This window comes from Halomonas sp. KAO, from assembly GCF_015595025.1.
GTDB lineage: Bacteria > Pseudomonadota > Gammaproteobacteria > Pseudomonadales > Halomonadaceae > Halomonas.
Genome location: NZ_JADNRL010000018.1, coordinates 55,577 through 73,418 on the forward strand (window position 1 = coordinate 55,577; position 17,842 = coordinate 73,418).

Genomic DNA, 17,842 nt, shown 5'->3' on the forward strand with positions numbered 1-17,842 from the left:
TTCTGACAATATCGTTGCATCTTTGGAACGAAGGAGAAATTTAATGGAACAAACCAGTCAGCTGAAGAAGTGTCTGAAACCGCATTGGGTATGGGCCATTGCATTTGGTTCCGCCGTCGGGTGGGGCAGCTTTGTGCTCCCCGCCGACTGGATCGCCACGGCAGGTCCAATGGGGGCCATCATCGGGCTGGCGATCGGGGCTCTGCTGATGATCATCATCGGCGTAAGTTATGGATTTCTGATAAAAATTTTTCCTGTGACAGGTGGAGGATTCTCCTACGCCTACCTGGGGTTCGGGCGCCAGCATGCGTTCTTCTGCGGGTGGTTTCTGACACTAGGATATATCTCCATCGTGGCACTGAATGCTTCCGCACTAGCTCTACTGGCGAAGTTTCTGGTGCCCGAAATAGCGACCTTCGGAAGAATGTACGCCATTGCCGGCTGGGAGGTCTATTTCGGAGAAGTGGCCATCGCCAGCCTGGCATTGATGCTGTTTGCCTGGATCAATATTCGTGGTGGTAGCCTCTCGGGAAAGAGCCAGTTCATCTTCTGCATGCTGCTGGTTGGCGGTGCCTTTCTGGTGGTTGTCGGGATGCTGGTTTCGCCTACCACGTCGTTCGACAACATGGTGCCGCTGTTTCAGCCGGAAAAGGCCACCTGGTCGGCGATTTTCGCCATCGTCGCCATTGCGCCCTGGGCCTATGTGGGATTCGATAGCGTGCCCCAGGCGGCGGAGGAGTTCGACTTCTCACCGGCGAAGGCATTTATGCTGATTGTCCTCGCGTTGCTGATGGCGGCTGTGCACTACTCGGTTCTGATTGTCGCCACTTCGATCGCCATGCCCTGGACCGAGCTGGTGGCTGGCTCTCCGGTCTGGGGCACCGGTGAGATGGTGCAGGGCGTGCTGGGCAACCTGGGGCTCACGGTTCTGTCCGTGGCGCTGCTGATGGGGATCGCCACCGGTCTCAACGGCTTCTATATTTCCACCAGTCGCCTGCTGTTCGCTCAAGGGCGAGCGAAGTTCCTGCCCAAGATGTTTGCTCGGCTTCACCCCGTTCACGGCACTCCCTCCACCGGCATTCTGTTCACCTGCGGTATCTGCCTGCTGGCGCCCTGGTTCGGGCGTGAAGTGCTGCTGTGGATCGTTGACATGGCCGCCACCGGTGTGGCGATTGCCTACTTCTACTGCTGCGCGGTGGCCTACAAGTGCTTCAAGTGGTCTCCGGCCTGCGTGGGGCAACACTATGAGGGCTGCGTCTCGCCCTTCAAGAAGGTACTGTCGCTGATGGGGGCCCTTAGCAGCCTGTGCTTCCTGTCGCTGCTGCTGATTCCTGGTTCGCCGGGTGCCTTGAGCCTACCCTCCTGGATTGCCCTGGTGGCCTGGGGTGCCTTGGGAGCAGTCCTCTATGTCGCGCGTCGGCTGCATATTCACCAGATGCCCAAGCATAAGCTTGACCGCCTGATCCTGGCGGCCGGCGAAGGCTGACATCGAACGGCTGACTGGCTGAGGTGGGGCCCTCGAGCGCTACAAGGTGCTCGCAGGCCCCATGCTGTAGGATGGACTGCTATGCCCACAGGGTGTCCTGAAGCTCCGATGCGATGCGCCGCATCAGCGGCGCCCATTCCTTCAGGCTTTCGATGGTGTGGCGCAGGCGAGGAGCATGAATGGCCAGCGTGGCCTGCATGCGACCTGCCTGGTCATAGACTGGTACCGCCACGGCGACCATGCCCTGAATGAATTCCTCATCATCGGTGCTCAGCTCCTGGCTGACAATCGTCTCCAGACGTGACTCGAGGTCGTCGGCCGTGGTGGCGGTGTAGGGGGTATGAGCTTCCAGCGGGAGGTGCTGGAGTAGTAAGCGTCGCTGATGGGGGGGCATCAACGCCAGGAATAGCTTTCCGCTGGCAGTGCAGTGAATCGGTAGGCGGGAGCCGGGTGGCAGCTGGATCCGCACCGGCCAGTTGGTCTCGACTCGCTCGTAGTACATGACCTCGTGGCCATCGAGCAGAGTCAGGTTGCACGTTTCGCCGACCTCATCTGCCAGACGCTTGAGCAGGATTCGCCGCGGAGCTTTCAGTCGCTCGTTTGAAAGCACTCCCATGGCGATGCAATGTAGGCGCTCGCCGGGCAGCAGGTGGCGACCCTCCAGATCGCGGATGACGAACTCCTGCTCCTCAAGCTGCTTCAGCAGTCGGTGTAGGGTTGGTTTGGGGATCTCCAGGCGTCGTTCCAGATCCGCGGCGCTCATGCCGTGAGGGGCCGTTGCGACGGCCTCGAGCAGCAACAGGCCCCGCTGTAGAGTGGAGTTGGTCGTATTGCGGCGTGAAGTGGAGCTGTCGGTCGGCATACGTAGGCCTCTTTGACGTGAAGCGGCAGTAAATGATCATGATAACGCGGCAAGCCCGAAGGGACTTGCCGCGTTTGCCGTTTACAGTGGTTAGCCGACAAGGAACAGCGACAGGGCCGGCCAGAGAGAAATTGCGATCCAACAGGTGATCAGGGCGATGAAGTAGGGAATCACGAACTTCACCAGGCGCAGATAGGGGATGCCAGTAATGCTGCTGGCCACGTAGAGGTTGAGGCCAAAGGGTGGCGTTACGAAGCCAATGGCTGCCCCCACCAGGAAGATTACTGCAAAATGGATTGGGTCAACGCCGGCACTCTGGGCGATGGGCGCCAGAATAGGTGCCAGGATGATGGTGACCGGAAGGCTCTCCAGTATCATTCCGGCCACCAGGATCATCAGCATGCAGGCGCCCAGAATCACGTAGTAGTTGCCGAGCCCGCTGAGCAGCTCCTCGAGTGCCTGGCCGGCACCCAGCACCGACAGCAGCTGCTGCATCACTACTGAGATGGCGATCAGCGGCGCCAGCATGCCGGCGATCTGGCCGGAGCGCAGCATAATGCTGGGCAGGGCGGTGAAGCGGATCTCTCGGGTGATAAGAAGGCCTGCGATCAGTGTGAAGCCCACAGTGATGGCGGCGGCTTCGGTGGGCGAGAATTTTCCCGAGTATATGCCATAGAGCACCACGCCGATGGTGGCAAAGCCCAGGTAGGCGCGTCGCGCGAATCGTGCACTGGCCCCGGCCTTGAACGGGATCAGGGTGCCCCAGCTATGGCGCTTGGCCACCAGATGACAAGCCGCCATCATGCCGAATACCATCATGGCGCCGGGGATCATGCCGGCGATGAACAGGTCGCTGATCGACAGGTTCATCATGAAGCCATAGACGATGAAGATGATGCTCGGGGGGATGATGATGCCGACGGTGCCCCCCGAGGCGGCGGTGGCCGCGGAGAACCGCTCGTCGTAGCCGTTCTTGATCATCTCGGGCTGCATGATGGAGCCGATGGTCGCGGTGGTGCCGGCATTGGAGCCGGAAATGGCGGCAAACAGGCCACAGGCGCCTAGCGTGGCCATGCCCATCCCGCCGCGCAGCCAGCCAAGCACCGAATAGGCGAAGTCGGAGAGACGTTTGGCGATGCCGGCGGCGTTGATCAGGTCGCCGGTCAGAATGAACAGTGGCAGGGCCAGCAGGCCAAAGAAGCTAAGGCCCTGGAACAGGGTGACGCCGATGTTGGCCAGGGTGAAGTCGATGATCAGGCTGGTCCCGACCACCCATAGGCCGATGACCAGGAAGATCGGTACGCCGAGGAGGAAAATGGTAGTGCAACCGGCCGTGACCAGGCCGATCATGAGTCCGTCCGTCATGTCGATATCTCCTAGTCCATGATCGAGGGTTGCAGGTTGAAGGGTTCGCGACGCCTGAAGCGGCATACGTCAACGAACAGGTTCTGCAGCACGCGGATGATGATCAGTGTCCAGGCAAGGGGCGTGGCAAGGTAGAACCACCACTGCATGACGCTGTTGGTGCCGGGCACGATGGCGAAGTTCATGTGCGCCAGCTGCACCTGGTCGATGGTGAAGTTGATCACCAGGGCGCCGAAGACGATCCATAGCACGGCGTCCAGAATCTGGCACAGGAACTGGCCGACGTAGGGCAGCCGCATGCGAATCTCGTTGAGCGACAGGTGGGTGCGCTGCTTGACGTTGAGCGAAGCACCGAACCAGGTCAGCCACAGGAACAGCAGCACCGGAATGCTGGTACTCCAGGGCGCCTGCAGATTGAAGAAGAAGCGCCGGATGACCTCGACGAAGATGATCCCGGCCATTCCGCTATAGGCGATAAGGATGATCGCCTTTTCCAGGTGGTCGTCGAGCCACTTCATCGGCACGAGCCAGGCCGGCCGCCGACGGAGCAGGGGGGCGCCCGCAGGCGTCCCCTGTGCGGTATGGGAAGTATCGCGGGCAGTCATTACACCCTCCACCAGCGTTTCGGCGCCACGTTGACCGCGGCCATGTCGCGGGGAATCTCCCGGGCGATGGTATGGATCTCCCGGTAGATGTCCACGCCGCCTGCCCAGGCATTGAGGCGCTCGCGCCACTGCTCCCAGGGCTCGGGGTTGAACTCCGGAGCGCACAGCTGTTCGGCCTGGGCGCGGATCTCATCAGATAGGGGGGCGACCCGCACATTATTCTCGGCAAACACGGTGCCTGCGGCGGGATGCTCGGTAGCGCCGACAATCTGGTAGCGGCCGGCCTCGTTCATACCCTGGGTGAAGATCTGTGCGGCATACGCCGACTCCATTACCTGTTCCTGCAGCTCGCTGCCCAGGCTTTCAAACTTGGACAGGTTCATTGCCGTGTGCTCGGTACCGGCAAAGAAACGCAGGTCGACCGCCTGGGAGACTACCGGCGCCATGCCGGCATAGGCGACCGCACTCATCCAGGTCTCGGCGCCATCGAGCAGGCCCTGGCGCAGGCCGTCGAGAGTTTCCTCCCAGGCCACCGGTACCGGGTTCAGGCCCAGCTGCTCCATGGCGATACGTCCCATCTGAGTGCCGGTGACGCGGTTCTTGGTGCCCTGAAGCTCTTCCAGACTGGTGACCAACGGCTTGTCGGCCCAGTTTAGCCCCATCATCAGCCCGCGCAGGTCGCAGTGGGTGAACAGGAACTGCAGGTTGTGCCGCTGGCGAAGTGGTTCCCTCAACAGCGTCTCGCTGCGCTGGTCGTAGAAGAAGTGAAACATCGAGGCGACGGTCGGAAACATGTAGGCGAAGTCCAACACGTTCAGATAGGGCGCGCCGCCTGCAGAGTTCTGGGTAGAGGCGGAGAAGATATCGACGATGCCCTGCTGGGCCTTGCTGACGCAGTCGAGCTGGTTGCAGACCTCATTGCTGCCCATGAACTCGACCCGAATGGCGCCGTTGGTGCGCTCCTCGAGGTCCCGGGCGAAGAATAGCTGCCCGGACTTCTGAAGGTCGAGATTGCGCTCGTTGAAGCCTGAGGCGCCGAAGCGCAGTTGGAACTTCGGCTCACTCTGGTATCGCCTTTTCTGCTCTGACTCGGCGGCTCGGGCCAGGCCGCTGGCAGTGAGGCCAGCGCCAAGGCCTCCGGCGGCGAGTAGCGTCGAGGTCACACCGAAGCGCCCAGAGATGTTGAGAAAGTCGCGCCGCGAGAGGCCGAGACGGTTGGACTGAGAGGAAGTCATGAGGCGTTGCTCCCGAATCTTGTGGTTGATCTTTGGGGATGCGGGTGGTCTCGCGCAGATGGCATGTTAATTCAAGCGAGCCACTGGCCTCACCATAGAGCGCGTTTTGTTGCAGATCAAGAAAATTGAGTTTTTTTGTATCGATATTGACCGTTTGGTTTTTTTGTATCAGCATAATTGATACAAAAAGTCTCAAATAAATGGTGGATTGCAATGAAATCAACAACTCCAACGCAAAGCGCCTACGACTTCGTGATCGTCGGTGCCGGCTCGGCGGGCTGTGTCCTCGCCAATCGCCTTAGTGAGAATCCTGAGGTGTCGGTGCTGCTGCTGGAGGCCGGCGGAGCCGACTGGAACCCCTGGATTCATGTCCCAGTGGGGTATTTCAAGACCATGCACAACCCGGCCACCGACTGGTGCTACCTGACCGATCCCGACAAGGGCATCAAGGGGCGCCGGCTGCAGTGGCCCCGTGGCAAGGTCTTGGGCGGGTCGAGTTCCCTCAATGGGCTGCTGTACATTCGCGGCCAGCGTGAGGACTACGACGACTGGGCCGCGGTCGGCAACACTGGTTGGAACTACGACGCGGTGTTGCCGTACTTCAAGAAATCCGAGTGCCAGGAGCGTGGCGCCGACGCGTTCCACGGCACCGGGGGGCCGTTGAAGGTGTCGGACTTGCGGCTACGGCGTGAGATTGCCGAGCGCTTTATCGAGGCAGCCAAGGCAGCAGGAATTCCCGAGAACCCCGATGTTAACGGGGCGACCCAGGAAGGAGTCGGCTATTTCCAGCAGACGTCCTACAAGGGCTTCCGCTGCTCGACGGCCAAGGCGTTTCTGCGCCCGGCGCTAAGGCGCAACAACTTGACACTAATCAAGCGTGCTCACTGCCAGCGGCTGCTGCTGGAAGGCAAGCGCGTGGTGGGGGTGGAATATCACCAGGGGGGACAGGTGCAGCGGGTGAGGGCTAATCGCGAGGTGCTGCTGTCCAGCGGCGCGATAGGCTCGCCCCAGATCCTGCAGTGCTCGGGTATCGGCGATCCTAAGCATCTGAGCGAGGTCGGTGTCGAGTGCCTCCATGAGCTGCCCGGTGTGGGGGAGAACCTTCAGGATCACCTGCAGATCCGGCTGGTGTTCAAGACGCGCTGTCGAACGCTCAATGACGAGGTGCGCCACCCGCTCAGGAAGCTGGCGGTGGGCACTCAGTATGCGCTGACTCGCAAAGGCCCCCTGACCCTTGCCGCCAGCCAAGTGTGCGTCTTTACCCGGTCGCGGGATGGATTGGAGCGTCCGGATATCCAGTTTCATATGCAGCCGCTGTCTGCCGACAAGCCGGCCGAAGGTGTGCACCCCTTCTCCGCTTTTACAGCCTCGGTCTGTCAGCTGCGACCCACCAGTCGCGGGTCAATCCGTATCACCAGTCCAGATCCTGGAGTCTACCCCTCGATCCAGCCCAACTACCTGAGCACGGAGGAGGACTGTCGTGTTGCTGTGGATGCGATCAAGGTTGCACGACGTATCGCCGAGCAGTTGCCGCTGGCCGAGGTTATCACCGAGGAGTATGTGCCCGGGACTCGGTACCAGAGTGATGAGGAGCTTCTCGATGCGGCCCGCCAGTATAGCCAGACCATCTATCATCCGGCGGGGACCTGCAAGATGGGGCAGGACACCATGTCGGTGGTGGATGATCAGCTGCGTGTGCATGGCCTGGAAGGTTTGCGCGTGGTCGATGCCTCGATCATGCCGGTGATCGTCTCCGGTAACACCAATGCGCCCACCATCATGATCGCTGAGAAGGCGGCCGACATGATCAAGGCGTCGCATGGGGTAACGTGTGGCGCCGCCTGAGAGGCAAGTGGTTGGTCTCAACCACGCCCATCAACTGGCGCTAACTCTGACAGGGTGGTCGAGGCACCATGCGCCATGAGGGCCACCATGTGCATTCCGCCTGCGCACGAGCCCCATACCCAGCGGGTGCGGCCAGGATTCAGGCCGACTCGAGCCGATGATTCCAATAATAAGCGGGACGCTTACTCTGTTGGGCGCCCCCTGTCGACAAAGGCGGCAATCTGGTCTGGCCCAGACCGCCGAGGGAGTAACTTTCATGTCCAGTCTCGAAGTCTCCAGGTTTTCCCCGACGCGTCTGATGGATGCCTTTCAGCAAAGAATGCCGGGTGTATTGATCTGCATCACGATCGCCTTGGCCACGACCTTCATTGCCGATCACTATGGTGGTCCAACCCTGCTATACGCGCTGTTGTTCGGCATGACCCTGCACTTCCTCTCCGAGGAGGGACGCTGCCTGGCCGGCGTTGAGTTCTCGGCGCGGACTATCCTGCGCCTCGGTGTGGCCTTGCTGGGGGTGCGGATCACCATCGAGGAGGTCGCCGAGCTAGGGATCGGCCCGGTGCTGACCGTCATCTGCGGGGTGGCCTTCACCATCGCCTTTGGTGCGGTCATGGCACGCCTGCTGAGGCTCGATCGGGATATGGGGCTGCTCACCGGTGGTTCGGTGGCGATCTGTGGGGCCTCGGCCGCGCTGGCACTGTCGGCGGTGATGCCGCGTAACGCTACCCATGAACGCAACACCATCATGACGGTGGCCGGCGTGACCACGCTCTCCACCCTGGCGATGGTCACCTATCCGCTGATTGTGGGGATATTGGGCCTCAGTGATACCGAAGCGGGGATCTTCCTCGGTGGCACCATCCATGACGTGGCCCAGGTGGTGGGTGCCGGTTACATGATTTCCCAGGATACCGGCGATGTCTCGACCTTCGTCAAGCTGCTGCGCGTGGCCATGCTGGTACCGGCGGTGATGGTGTTCATGTTCCTGTTTCGCCGTGAGCGTCAGGAAGAGGGGGGCGATCAAAAGGTGCCGATGCTGCCGAGCTTCCTGGTGGCCTTCGTCGCCCTGGTGATCGTTAACAGCCTCGGATGGATTCCTCCGGTGGTGGTCGATGGCTTCACCGAGATGTCGCGTTGGTGCCTGGTCACTGCCATCGCCGCCCTGGGTATCAAGACATCCTTCCAGAAGCTGGCCGTGGTGGGCTGGAAGCCGGTGATCCTGATGGTGGCCGAGACACTGTTCCTGCTGCTGCTGGTGCTGGTATTTATCCAGACAGGCCTGGTAAGCCTTTAATTCGTGGCCCCGGTCGCCCGGCTACGGGCACTACCCGATACATTACGGGATGAGTAACAACGATCACGCCGGCCCCTGGGCCGGCGTGATCGTTTCATGGCACCGGATGAGACGGCGTCATGCTCAGGGAGGAGTCAGTCGGCGAGGTCCAGCCCCATCTGCCAGAAGTCGACCTCCAGGCGGGTGGCGTCGCGGAAGATGGTGGCCAGCTGCTCGAACCGCTCGGGCGTGACATCGGCCAGGCGGGCGTCGAGCCAGGCGATCTCGTCGTGCATGGCGGCCTGGAACTCGTCACTTGCATACATCTGCAGCCACTTCTCGAAGGGGTTGGCCTCACCGCGAACGGTGAAGGGTTGCTTGGCCTGCCACTGGGAGATGACCCCATAGCCGACCAGGCAGGGGGCCAGGGCCACATGCATGTCGAGCAGGTCGCCACGGTTGCCGGTATCCAGTACATAGCGGGTATAGGCCATGGTCGCCCGGGCTTCCGGCAGGCCGGCCAGGTCGGCCTCCGAGATGCCCCATTCGCGGCAGTAGTCGATATGCAGACCAAGTTCGACATCGATGATGGTCTTCAGGCCATCCAGGCTATGGCGCAGCTCGGTGATGTCGCGGCTCTTGTAGGTCGCCAGCGCATAGGCCCGCCCGAAGTGGATCAGAAACAGGTAGTCCTGCTTCAGGTAGTGACGAAATGCCTCTTCCGGCAGGGTGCCGGCGGCGAGCTGAGCCACGAAGTCGTGCTCGATATAGGCGCGCCAGTCGTTTTGGCAGGCCTGCGTAAGATCGCTGAATCGATAGCCCATCATGCCTCCAGTCAGGATAAGACATCCGGCATATGAGGTAGGGCGTAGGCGGAGGGTAGGGACAGAGAGGTGGCCTGGCTACCGCTTGATTCCTACGCCGGTACTAGCCGGATCAGGTTCAACGGGCCTCGCCGTGGCGACAGTGATTGTCGTATGGCGATCTCAGCCGGTTCCACCGGCACCCCGTCAAGCGAAAGACCAGTCTAGCAGGTTGGTAGTTGACGAACATCTCTGGCCTCACTCATCCAGGGTAAGCCGCTTCCCGGTGGTCGGCGGCTCGGCCCTGTAGTGAATGAAAGACTGGGTTGGCATATCGCAGTGACGCTCTCTCGGCGGTGACGAGGGTTCGCCACCACGGAATATCTTCAGCAGCGGGGGAGACTCGCATAGCACGGGGGGCGGGGAGGTCTCGCTGGGCACCAGCAGCAGGCCCCGTCGGCGTAGCCCCCGGCCGAGGGACAGGCTGCTGCTCCATCGTACCAGCGGGGCGGCCAGCAGCAGGCCGAGCCAGACCGGGGTTAACCACCAGAAGAAGGTCGGCGTGACCCACCAGGTAATGCCGGCCCAGAGGGCGCCGACCAGGGTGCCCGGCCAGGTATGGCGCAGGGCTTCGCGCCAGGGCAGGGCGCGCCCCTCCCGGGATTGAGGATCCCAGGTCACGGTGCGCCCGCTGAGCACCTCGATCACGAAGCGGCTGTGGAAGAGCATCATCAGCGGCGCGATCAGCATCGCGAATATGGCCTCCAGCAGGGCGCTGGCCACTAGTCGGGCGCGCCCGCCGTACTGGGCCGGGCTCCGCCTCAGGGCCAGGCAGACGCCCAGCACCTTGGGCATCAGCAGCATCGCCAGGGTGCCGACGAGCAGTGGCATGATCAGGTTGGGCGGGGCGATCGGCCAGTCGGGGAAGAGTTGGGCATTGGAGGTGAAGAAGTTGGGCTCGATCAGCGCACGCATCAAGGCGTCGATGGTGCTCACCACCAGGATCGCCAGCCAGATCAGCGAGGAGAGATAGGCCAGGGCGCCACACAGAAAATGCACGCGGCTGAGCATGTGCAGGCCGCGTCCCCCCAATAGGCGCAGGTGCTGCAAGTTGCCCTGGACCCAGCGACGATCGCGCTTGGCGTAGTCGAGGATCTGGCTCGGCATCTCCTCGAAGCTGCCGCCGAGGTCGGTGCGCATGCGCACCTCCCAGCCTGCGCGGCGCAGCAAGGCTGCCTCGACGAAGTCGTGGCTGAGGATGTCGCCGCCGAGGGGCGGCCGGCCGGGCAGCTCGGGCAGGCCCGCATGTCGGGTGAAGGCCTCGACGCGCAGGATGGCATTGTGGCCGAAGTAGTTGGCGGCGTCGGACTGCCAGAAGCTCAGCCCGGTGGCGAGCATCGGCGAATAGACCGCTGCGGCGAACTGGTTGGCGCGGCCGAACAGGCTATCCTGGCGGACCGGGATCGGCACCGTCTGCAGCAGGCCGAGGCGCGGATTGGCCTCCATCTGAGCGATCAGCTCGAGCACGGTATCGCCGCTCATCACGCTATCGGCGTCGAGTACCAGCATGAAGTCGTAGTATCGCCCCCAGCGCTGGCAGAAGTCCCCGAGGTTGCCGGCCTTGCGCCCGGCGTTGCTGTCGCGATGCCGGTAGTGGAGCCGGCAGTGGTCGGCCAGCCGCTCCTGCAGGGCCGCCATGACGGCCTTTTCATGCCTCACGATGGTCGCGTCGGTACTGTCGCTGAGCACGAAGGCCTCGATGTGGTGCTCGAGGGGGATCGGCGACAGGTCGCGGCAGGTCGCCTCGAGGCCGGCAGCGACCCGCTCGACATCCTCGTTGTGGATCGGCATCACCAGGGCAGTGCGTGAGTGGACATCGTTGGGCCGTCGTGGCGACGACACTCGGGCCAGACTCACGGGATCGCGGCCGGCGAGGGTCAGCGTGAAGCCGATTATGCCGCTCCAGAAGGCGATGGCGATCCAGCCGAAGGTGATGCTGAACAGCGTCAGGATGGCGAACTCCAAGGGGGTCAGGCCCCCGACGTGGAGAATGCGGAACATCGTCCACATGCCTAAGCCCGTCGTGACGGCGACCAGCAGGGCGAAGACCAGCCGGCGGGTGCGACGCCAGGGGACATGGACCCTGGCGATCTCGGGCTCAGCGACGTTCATCGGGATACCAGACATAGCTCCAGGTCTCGGTCAGCGGTTCGCCGTGCAGGGTCAGCGCCAGGCGCATATCGGCCGGGGCATCGCCTTCCGGGGCAAGGCGGAAGGCGGCGCGCCAAGTCTCGCCATCCGGGAGACGCTGGACGCGCGGCTCGAGGATATCGCCGCTGGAGGTCGTCAGGCGCACCGCCACTGGCTGGTCATCATCGAGCCCCTGGAGGGTAGGGCCCTGGAAGTCGACGATGAAGTGGCGTCGGCTGGCCGGAGGCGGGTCACTCTGTCCCGGGATGGCGCCCCATCCCTGGCGGGTGCGAATCACGTGGGCGAGCTGCTGGTGCGGCGGTGTGACACCAAGGGTGCGCAGCCGATAGCGGAAGGTACGCGACTGGCCGGCCTCGAGGGGGCGCTCGGGGACCCAGTAGGCGGTGATGTTGTCGTTGGTCTCGCTGTCCGATGGAATCTCGACCAGCTCGACGTGTCCCTTTCCCCAATCGCCGAGGGGCGTCACCCACTCGCTGGGACGCGCCTCGTAGCGGGCTTCGGCGTCCAGGTAGGCGTCGAAGTGGCGTGGTCGCTGAACCAGGCCGAAGCCCTGCGGCGCGCTGTCCTGAAAGCTCGACAGATGCAGCGTCTCCGGGTTGCTCAGTGGACGCCAGATGCGCTCTCCACTGCCGGTCTGCAGGGCCAGGCCGCTGGAGTCGTGGACCCGCAACCGATAGTCGTCGGAGGGATAAGCGGCGATATCGCCGTGCATGAACATGCTCGTCAGCGGGGCGACGCCTAGCTTGGCAATGTCTTCCCGGGCGAACAGCCGTGCCTCGGTATCGACGACGGTCTGGCTACCGGGGGCGATATCGAAGCGGTAAGCACCGGTGATGGAGGGGCTATCGAGCAGGGCATACACGGTCATGCGCGTGGCCTCGGGGCCGGGCTCGACCAGCCAGAACTCGCGGAAGGCAGGAAATTCTTCGCCCTGCGGTGAGGCCGTATCGATGGCCAGGCCGCGACTCGAGAGTCCGTAGCCCTGCTTCCTGCCGACCAACCGGAAGTAGGAGGCGCCAAGAAACACCATGAATTCATCGCGGTAGTTACCGCTGTTCAGCGGATAGTGGAGCCTGAAACCGGCATAGCCCAGGTCGTCGAACTCCAGCTCCGCCAGGTGGGCCGCGTCGTCCTCGTAGCGGAAGCGAGACGCGTCGAAGGGTAGGTGGTGCACCTCGCCGTCCGGCGCGACCAGGTTAAGAGCGACCGGGTGGTCGTAGAGGAACCCCGGATGAAACAGCTGCACCTCGAACAGCCCCTCGCTGTCATGCCACAGGGATCGCTCGGGGCGGAATCGGATTTGGCGATAGGCGTCGTAGTCGAGTTCGGCCAGGGCCGCCGGTTGTTCGTTGGCGAGCGCGCGGTAAGGGGACTCGGCCAGGCGCTCGGCGCGGGCGGTGATCGTGTCGAACAGTGCCTCCTCGGTCTCGGGCGTGGCGTTGGCTTCCATGGCCAGTGCCGCGCCCAGCGAGAGTGCCAGGAAGCGGATCAGCGATGTCATGCGGTGACTCTCCTCGGGATCCCGCCGGCAATCCCTGCGCAAGCCGGTCCAGGGGGCCATGTTGTATATCGTTATTATTCTTTGAGGTGCCGCTATCTGGATTCAGGATAGCGGATGCTGGAGTGTTGGTCAGTGTCGTGCCGAGATCGTTCCTCGTATGGGGTCAATCACCTGGGGAGCAGGGTGGTGCGTTTGGCCGCCAGGGTCACGTCACGCGCGGCAGCGTTGCCGTACAGGTGTAACCGGGTGACCTCGACCCGGCCGTGAACCAGCGTCCAGGCGTGCTGCCACTCAACCGGCAGCCGCGGTAGCCGTGTTAGTAGATCCGAAAGCGCCGAGGCTCGTGATGCCCCTCCTGCTCCTGGATCACCTTGCGGTAGCGCTTGTACTCCCACTGGTACTGGGACGGATCCAGGGCGATGGCGGCTTCGACGCAGGCGTTGACTCCGGTGGCGGACTCGACCTCATCGGGTGAGTAGACACGCTCATCGGCCGCGAGGAAGTGGATCTCGAAGCCCCGCCCGGGGATACGGCGTGCCACCCCGGTGACCACACGGGCCTCGGTGCGGGCGACGAGCTTGGGGAGCAGGGTGGCGGTATAGGCCAGCCGATCGAAGAAGGGGGCGAAGACGCCGCTGCCCCAGCTCGGTTCCTGGTCGGGCAGGATGCCGATCGCCTCGCTGCGCTTCAGTGCCTTGAGCAGAGCCGCCACGCCACGCGGGTTGGTTGGCACCAGGCTTGCCCCCATGCGCTCGCGCCCGGCCCGGGTCACGGCGTCGAGCTCGCCGAGCTTGGGCGGCTCGTACATGGCGGTGAAGGGGAAGTGGCTGGAGAGCCAGAAGTTGAGCACCTCCCAGTTGCCGAAGTGAGGGGCCAGCACGATGACCCCGCGCCCCTCGGCACGCGCCTCGTCGAGCAGCTCACGACCGTGAATGGCCAGCAGGGAGGTCTCGATGCGCTCTGGCCTGCCCATCCAGGCGAAGCCGATCTCGAGCATGGTGGCGGAGGAGTGGACCAGGCTCTCGCGGGCGAGGCGGCGCAGCTCGGCGGGGCTACTCTCTGGATAGACCTGGGCCAGGTTGGCCTCGGTGACGTCACGCTCGCGGCGGCTGAAGCGATGCACCAGCGGGCCGACCAGGCGCGCGAGCCGCCATAGCGTGGTCAGGCGCCGACCGGCGAGCGTTCGCCACAATCTCTCGATAGCGCGGGCCTGGAGAGTGCTGACAAGGGTGCTTGTACGAGAAGGAGCCTTGGCCATGGGTTACACCAGCCAGGTGTCCACATTGTCGGGAGAGCGCTTCTCCTGGAGTCCCTTGAAGCCCTTGACGCAGCGAATCACCAGCCACACCACGGCCACCAGCCAGAGGACGAAGCCGATCAGCACGAACATCAGTACGCCGGCCAGGCAGAAATAGAGCAGACCGATCCAGAAGGTGCGGATCTGATAGCGGTAGTGACGCTCGAGCCATTCGGGGCCCTTGCCGCGATAGACATAGGCAATCACCACGCCGACCAGGGCGGTCAGGCCGCCGGTGATGATGCTCGCCAGATAGAGGGCATAGATGACCATGGGGAGCGTCGTGTCGACCGGCTCGGGATGCTCGATGACGATGTTCTCACTGTGCGGGTTTTCACGCTGCGGGTTGTCGCTCATGGCGGGGCTAACGTCCTGGTTCTTTATGGAAATCGGTGTCACACATGATACCCGGCGAGGGCGGCAATGCCACCGTCGGGGGATCAGGGTGCGTCGTCGGTTTCTGGAGTGCTGCGCAGCGGGCGGCTGATCTCCAGCAGGTTGCCGTCCGGGTCGCGCAGGTAGAGCGACTCGATCTGGCCGGTGGCGCCCTGACGCTGTACCGGCCCCAGCTCGATCTCCACGTCGAGTGCCTGTAGGTGGCGGGCCACCTCGTCCAGCGGCAGCAGGCTGCGCAGGCAGAGATCCAGGCTGCCGGGCGTGGGGGTGCCGGCGCGGGGCTCGATATCGGTGGCCGTCCAGTGTAGGCGCAGCGCCATGTCGCCGAGGATCAGGTCGACGCGTTCGCGATCGCGGTAGCGCACCTCCAGCCCCAGCACCCGGGAGTAGAAGTCGACCGCACGGGAAATATCGGTCACGGTGATGACCAGATGGTCCAGACCTGACAGCATTCGTCTCTCCTTGGAGAATAGGGGTGTTGCCCCAGAGGATACGATGATGCCGACCTGCCCGCTATGCGCATCCGCGGATACCGCCTTCTATCACCGCGATGCGCGGCGCGACTACCACCGCTGTGAGCGCTGCACCCTGGTCTTCGTGCCACCGGCCTTTCGGCTTGCCCCCGAGGAGGAGAGGGCGGTATACGATCAGCACCAGAACTCGCCGGATGACCCCGGTTATCGGCGCTTCCTGGCGCGGCTGTTCGAGCCCCTGCATGCCAGGCTCGAACCGGGAGCTCGTGGGCTCGACTTCGGTGCCGGCCCGGGACCGACGCTATCGGTGATGTTCGAGGAGGCCGGACATCCCATGGCGATCTATGACCCCTTCTATGCGCACGACCCGTCGGTGCTCGAGCACACCTACGATTTCATTACCGCCACCGAGGTGGCCGAGCACCTGTTCTCACCCGGCAAAGAGCTTGCGCGGTTGGTGGAGCGTTTACGGCCCGGTGGCTGGCTCGGGCTGATGACCAAGCGGGTCACCGACCATGCCGCCTTCACGTGTTGGCACTATATCCTCGACCCCACCCATGTAAGTTTCTTCAGCGAGGCCACCTTTCGCTGGCTGGCCGACGAGCTCGAACTGAACGTCGAGTTTCCCGCCGCCGATGTGGTGTTGCTGCAGCGTCGCTGACGTTCGCCTTCGCTATTAAGTCGCGCACCGGTGAAGTCGCGCAACGGCGTATCACACCTGGCCCAGGCTGAAGGGTTCCGGGGATAATGTCAGTCGCGACGGTTTTTTATTCGCTGATTAATCATTAGCGTATTCGTAGTGAACCCCTCGGTAATTTCCGCTTGTCATTGTGGCCGCCCCCTTTATGGCATGGGTGGCCGAAGTGCACGCCATGCCAATCGACAGTGCACCCTGAGACAAACGCTTCCCATGGCTTTCTGCCTAAGGTGTGTGGGTACCGGTCAGCGACGTAAACGCGAAGGCAGTTAAAGAGTAACAACTGCACACTCGACATGATCTTGCTCGGTATTCCATTAGCCGCTCCCTATGTGAGCCTTATGCAATATAACTATGCATAAAGAAAGGCATACAATAACAACGGAGAAAGCAATGAAAAAAGAAGCCGCCAATAGTGAGGCTAAAGACCTCGACTTTTCCGAACGCCCTGTGCCGGAAGAGGGAAGAATGCCGCGTGTCAACCTGATGATGGCCTGGTGGGCGGTATGTAGCGCGATCTTCTATATGGTGGTGGCAGCTGCCATGGCGCGCACTTATGGCACAGCCAACGCCTTGCTGGGCATTGTCTTGACGGTGATTGCCTATGGCCTGATCAATGGGATCATCAGCCGTTACTCCATGAAGACGGGGTTGACCGTTGCGCTTTTCTCGAAGGTGCTTTTTGGCCACTTCGGTGCCGTTGTCGCCACGCTGATCTTCTTTGCCACCGCCCTCTACTACGCGGTTTTCGAAGGTTATGTCATGGCTCTGGTGCTGTCGGAGTGGAGTGGAAACCTCTCCATGCCGTTGGCCACGGCGATCGTGGTGATATTCGGCGTCGCCTTGATATTCGGTAGCGTGCAACACTGGCTGGACAAGTTCAATGGCGTGCTGCTGCCAGTCTATGTGCTCGGCATGCTGGTTGCGGTTGGCATGGCCGTGGCGGAGTTCGGTTATCCGTCGGGCTGGTTGACCCGTGTTCCGGTGGGCGGAGCTTCTCCCTGGGGTTGGCTGCATACCTTTGCCTACTACATGGGCGTCTGGGTGCTGATGATGTTCACCTTCGACTATGCGCGTTTTGGGCGGAAGAAGGACTCGGGGTTTCATGCCCGTATCACCTTCGGGATCCCCTTCTATGCCATGACCTTCCTGTTCAGCGGTGTTGTCGGCATCCTTCTCGATTCAATGATCCCCACGGATGGGCTGTCCGAGGCCTCCATCGTGCTGGGCCTGCTGGAGTTGATGGGAGTTGGGGGGCTGCTGCTGGTCTGGGTGACCCAGAGCCGTATCAATACGGCCAACTTCTATCTCGCAACCGTCAATTTCGAATCCTTTGTACGCAAGGTGACGGGAATTCGCCTGTCCAAGGTGCTGGCGGGCTGCATGATAGGCGTGATCGCCTATGTGCTGATGATGGCGGATGTCTTCTCCTACATTCTTCAGGCCCTGGCCTATCAGGGAGTCTTCGTGGTCGCCTGGGTGGGAGTCGCTCTGGCGCACATTCTGTCCCGCACCTATCAGGACCGCTTCAATGGCCATGTGGAACTGAATAATGCCTATATCCCTGCCTTCAACCCCTGTGGGCTGATGGCCTGGTGCGGAGCCGCGCTGGTCGGCATCGTGATCATGCAACTTCCTTCGGTCTCCGGGTTCTCCGCGCCGGCCACCTTCCTGTGTGCCTACATGACCTACTCAATGGGCCTGCGTTTCGCCAAGGCGGAGTGGTACGTGGCCAGCCTCAAGTAGCTATCGAATCGGTCGCGTAACTTGATTCACGGTAGTCACTGTTTTGC

15 protein-coding genes and 1 riboswitch are annotated in these 17,842 nt (G+C 62.4%); of the genes, 5 read left to right on the forward strand and 10 right to left on the reverse strand.

Features of this window, described 5'->3' with window-relative positions; all coding sequences use genetic code 11:
- Nucleotides 1-22: 22 nt before the first annotated feature.
- Entirely contained in the window at nt 23-1,486 is a 1,464-nt protein-coding gene (locus tag IOC61_RS06180; RefSeq protein ID WP_229332967.1) for an APC family permease, read from the forward strand.
- Nucleotides 1,487-1,565: 79 nt separating this feature from the next.
- On the opposite strand, the gene IOC61_RS06185 is transcribed toward IOC61_RS06180, so the two are convergent.
- From IOC61_RS06185 to IOC61_RS06200, 4 genes are all read right to left on the reverse strand, one after another.
- Complete coding sequence (locus tag IOC61_RS06185; RefSeq protein WP_195687995.1) at nt 1,566-2,348, reverse strand: IclR family transcriptional regulator; 783 nt, start codon at nt 2,346-2,348, stop codon at nt 1,566-1,568.
- 90 nt (nt 2,349-2,438) lie between these two features.
- Nucleotides 2,439-3,713: a TRAP transporter large permease gene (locus tag IOC61_RS06190; protein WP_195687996.1), complete on the reverse strand. Its 1,275-nt coding sequence runs from the start codon at nt 3,711-3,713 to the stop codon at nt 2,439-2,441.
- Nucleotides 3,714-3,724: 11 nt separating this feature from the next.
- A complete protein-coding gene (locus IOC61_RS06195) occupies nt 3,725-4,318 on the reverse strand; it encodes a TRAP transporter small permease (protein WP_195687997.1) in 594 nt (197 codons plus the stop codon).
- Nucleotides 4,318-5,553, reverse strand: a complete 1,236-nt coding sequence (locus IOC61_RS06200; RefSeq protein WP_195687998.1) for a TRAP transporter substrate-binding protein — start codon at nt 5,551-5,553, stop codon at nt 4,318-4,320. Before IOC61_RS06200 ends, IOC61_RS06195 begins: the two co-directional genes overlap by 1 nt.
- 213 nt (nt 5,554-5,766) lie before the next feature.
- Between IOC61_RS06200 and IOC61_RS06205 the strand changes: the two genes are divergently transcribed.
- Both IOC61_RS06205 and IOC61_RS06210 read left to right on the forward strand, forming a co-directional pair.
- Nucleotides 5,767-7,398, forward strand: a complete 1,632-nt coding sequence (locus IOC61_RS06205) for a GMC family oxidoreductase (RefSeq protein ID WP_195687999.1) — start codon at nt 5,767-5,769, stop codon at nt 7,396-7,398.
- A gap of 256 nt (nt 7,399-7,654) precedes the next feature.
- Entirely contained in the window at nt 7,655-8,692 is a 1,038-nt protein-coding gene (locus IOC61_RS06210; RefSeq protein WP_229332968.1) for a YeiH family protein, read from the forward strand.
- A 134-nt stretch (nt 8,693-8,826) separates the two neighbouring features.
- Here the strand turns inward: IOC61_RS06210 and tenA are convergent, their stop codons facing one another.
- From tenA to IOC61_RS06240, 6 genes are all read right to left on the reverse strand, one after another.
- The gene (gene tenA / locus IOC61_RS06215; protein ID WP_195688023.1) at nt 8,827-9,495 is read right to left on the reverse strand and encodes a thiaminase II; all 669 of its coding nucleotides are present in this window, start codon (nt 9,493-9,495) and stop codon (nt 8,827-8,829) included.
- 72 nt (nt 9,496-9,567) lie between these two features.
- Nucleotides 9,568-9,691: riboswitch (TPP riboswitch) on the reverse strand.
- A gap of 41 nt (nt 9,692-9,732) precedes the next feature.
- Complete coding sequence (mdoH, locus tag IOC61_RS06220) at nt 9,733-11,646, reverse strand: glucans biosynthesis glucosyltransferase MdoH (protein WP_229332969.1); 1,914 nt, start codon at nt 11,644-11,646, stop codon at nt 9,733-9,735.
- Nucleotides 11,633-13,186, reverse strand: coding sequence for a glucan biosynthesis protein (locus IOC61_RS06225; protein ID WP_195688001.1), 1,554 nt, complete (start codon nt 13,184-13,186; stop codon nt 11,633-11,635). The genes mdoH and IOC61_RS06225 overlap by 14 nt, the downstream gene beginning before the upstream one ends.
- 316 nt (nt 13,187-13,502) lie before the next feature.
- Nucleotides 13,503-14,444: a lysophospholipid acyltransferase family protein gene (locus tag IOC61_RS06230; RefSeq protein ID WP_195688002.1), complete on the reverse strand. Its 942-nt coding sequence runs from the start codon at nt 14,442-14,444 to the stop codon at nt 13,503-13,505.
- A gap of 3 nt (nt 14,445-14,447) precedes the next feature.
- The gene (locus IOC61_RS06235; protein ID WP_195688003.1) at nt 14,448-14,840 is read right to left on the reverse strand and encodes a DUF4870 family protein; all 393 of its coding nucleotides are present in this window, start codon (nt 14,838-14,840) and stop codon (nt 14,448-14,450) included.
- 83 nt (nt 14,841-14,923) lie between these two features.
- On the reverse strand, nt 14,924-15,331 hold the full coding sequence (locus IOC61_RS06240) for a VOC family protein (RefSeq protein WP_132041328.1): 408 nt from the start codon (nt 15,329-15,331) through the stop codon (nt 14,924-14,926).
- Between the two features lie 43 nt (nt 15,332-15,374).
- On the opposite strand from IOC61_RS06240, the gene IOC61_RS06245 reads away from it, so the two are divergent.
- Together IOC61_RS06245 and IOC61_RS06250 are read left to right on the forward strand one after the other, a co-directional pair.
- Nucleotides 15,375-16,013 carry a class I SAM-dependent methyltransferase gene (locus IOC61_RS06245; RefSeq protein WP_195688004.1) on the forward strand — a complete coding sequence of 213 codons (639 nt, stop codon included), beginning with the start codon at nt 15,375-15,377 and terminating at the stop codon, nt 16,011-16,013.
- A gap of 390 nt (nt 16,014-16,403) precedes the next feature.
- Entirely contained in the window at nt 16,404-17,795 is a 1,392-nt protein-coding gene (locus tag IOC61_RS06250) for a purine-cytosine permease family protein (RefSeq protein ID WP_229332970.1), read from the forward strand.
- Nucleotides 17,796-17,842: the final 47 nt, after the last annotated feature.

Coding starts and splice junctions, on each gene's coding strand:
- IOC61_RS06185 (WP_195687995.1), bottom strand. CDS start 2,348: ATGCCGACCGACAGCTCCACTTCACGCCGCAATACGACCAACTCCACT.
- IOC61_RS06190 (WP_195687996.1), bottom strand. CDS start 3,713: ATGACGGACGGACTCATGATCGGCCTGGTCACGGCCGGTTGCACTACC.
- IOC61_RS06195 (WP_195687997.1), bottom strand. CDS start 4,318: ATGACTGCCCGCGATACTTCCCATACCGCACAGGGGACGCCTGCGGGC.
- IOC61_RS06200 (WP_195687998.1), bottom strand. CDS start 5,553: ATGACTTCCTCTCAGTCCAACCGTCTCGGCCTCTCGCGGCGCGACTTT.
- IOC61_RS06205 (WP_195687999.1), top strand. CDS start 5,767: ATGAAATCAACAACTCCAACGCAAAGCGCCTACGACTTCGTGATCGTC.
- IOC61_RS06210 (WP_229332968.1), top strand. CDS start 7,655: ATGTCCAGTCTCGAAGTCTCCAGGTTTTCCCCGACGCGTCTGATGGAT.
- tenA (WP_195688023.1), bottom strand. CDS start 9,495: ATGGGCTATCGATTCAGCGATCTTACGCAGGCCTGCCAAAACGACTGG.
- mdoH (WP_229332969.1), bottom strand. CDS start 11,646: ATGAACGTCGCTGAGCCCGAGATCGCCAGGGTCCATGTCCCCTGGCGT.
- IOC61_RS06225 (WP_195688001.1), bottom strand. CDS start 13,186: ATGACATCGCTGATCCGCTTCCTGGCACTCTCGCTGGGCGCGGCACTG.
- IOC61_RS06230 (WP_195688002.1), bottom strand. CDS start 14,444: ATGGCCAAGGCTCCTTCTCGTACAAGCACCCTTGTCAGCACTCTCCAG.
- IOC61_RS06235 (WP_195688003.1), bottom strand. CDS start 14,840: ATGAGCGACAACCCGCAGCGTGAAAACCCGCACAGTGAGAACATCGTC.
- IOC61_RS06240 (WP_132041328.1), bottom strand. CDS start 15,331: ATGCTGTCAGGTCTGGACCATCTGGTCATCACCGTGACCGATATTTCC.
- IOC61_RS06245 (WP_195688004.1), top strand. CDS start 15,375: ATGATGCCGACCTGCCCGCTATGCGCATCCGCGGATACCGCCTTCTAT.
- IOC61_RS06250 (WP_229332970.1), top strand. CDS start 16,404: ATGCATAAAGAAAGGCATACAATAACAACGGAGAAAGCAATGAAAAAA.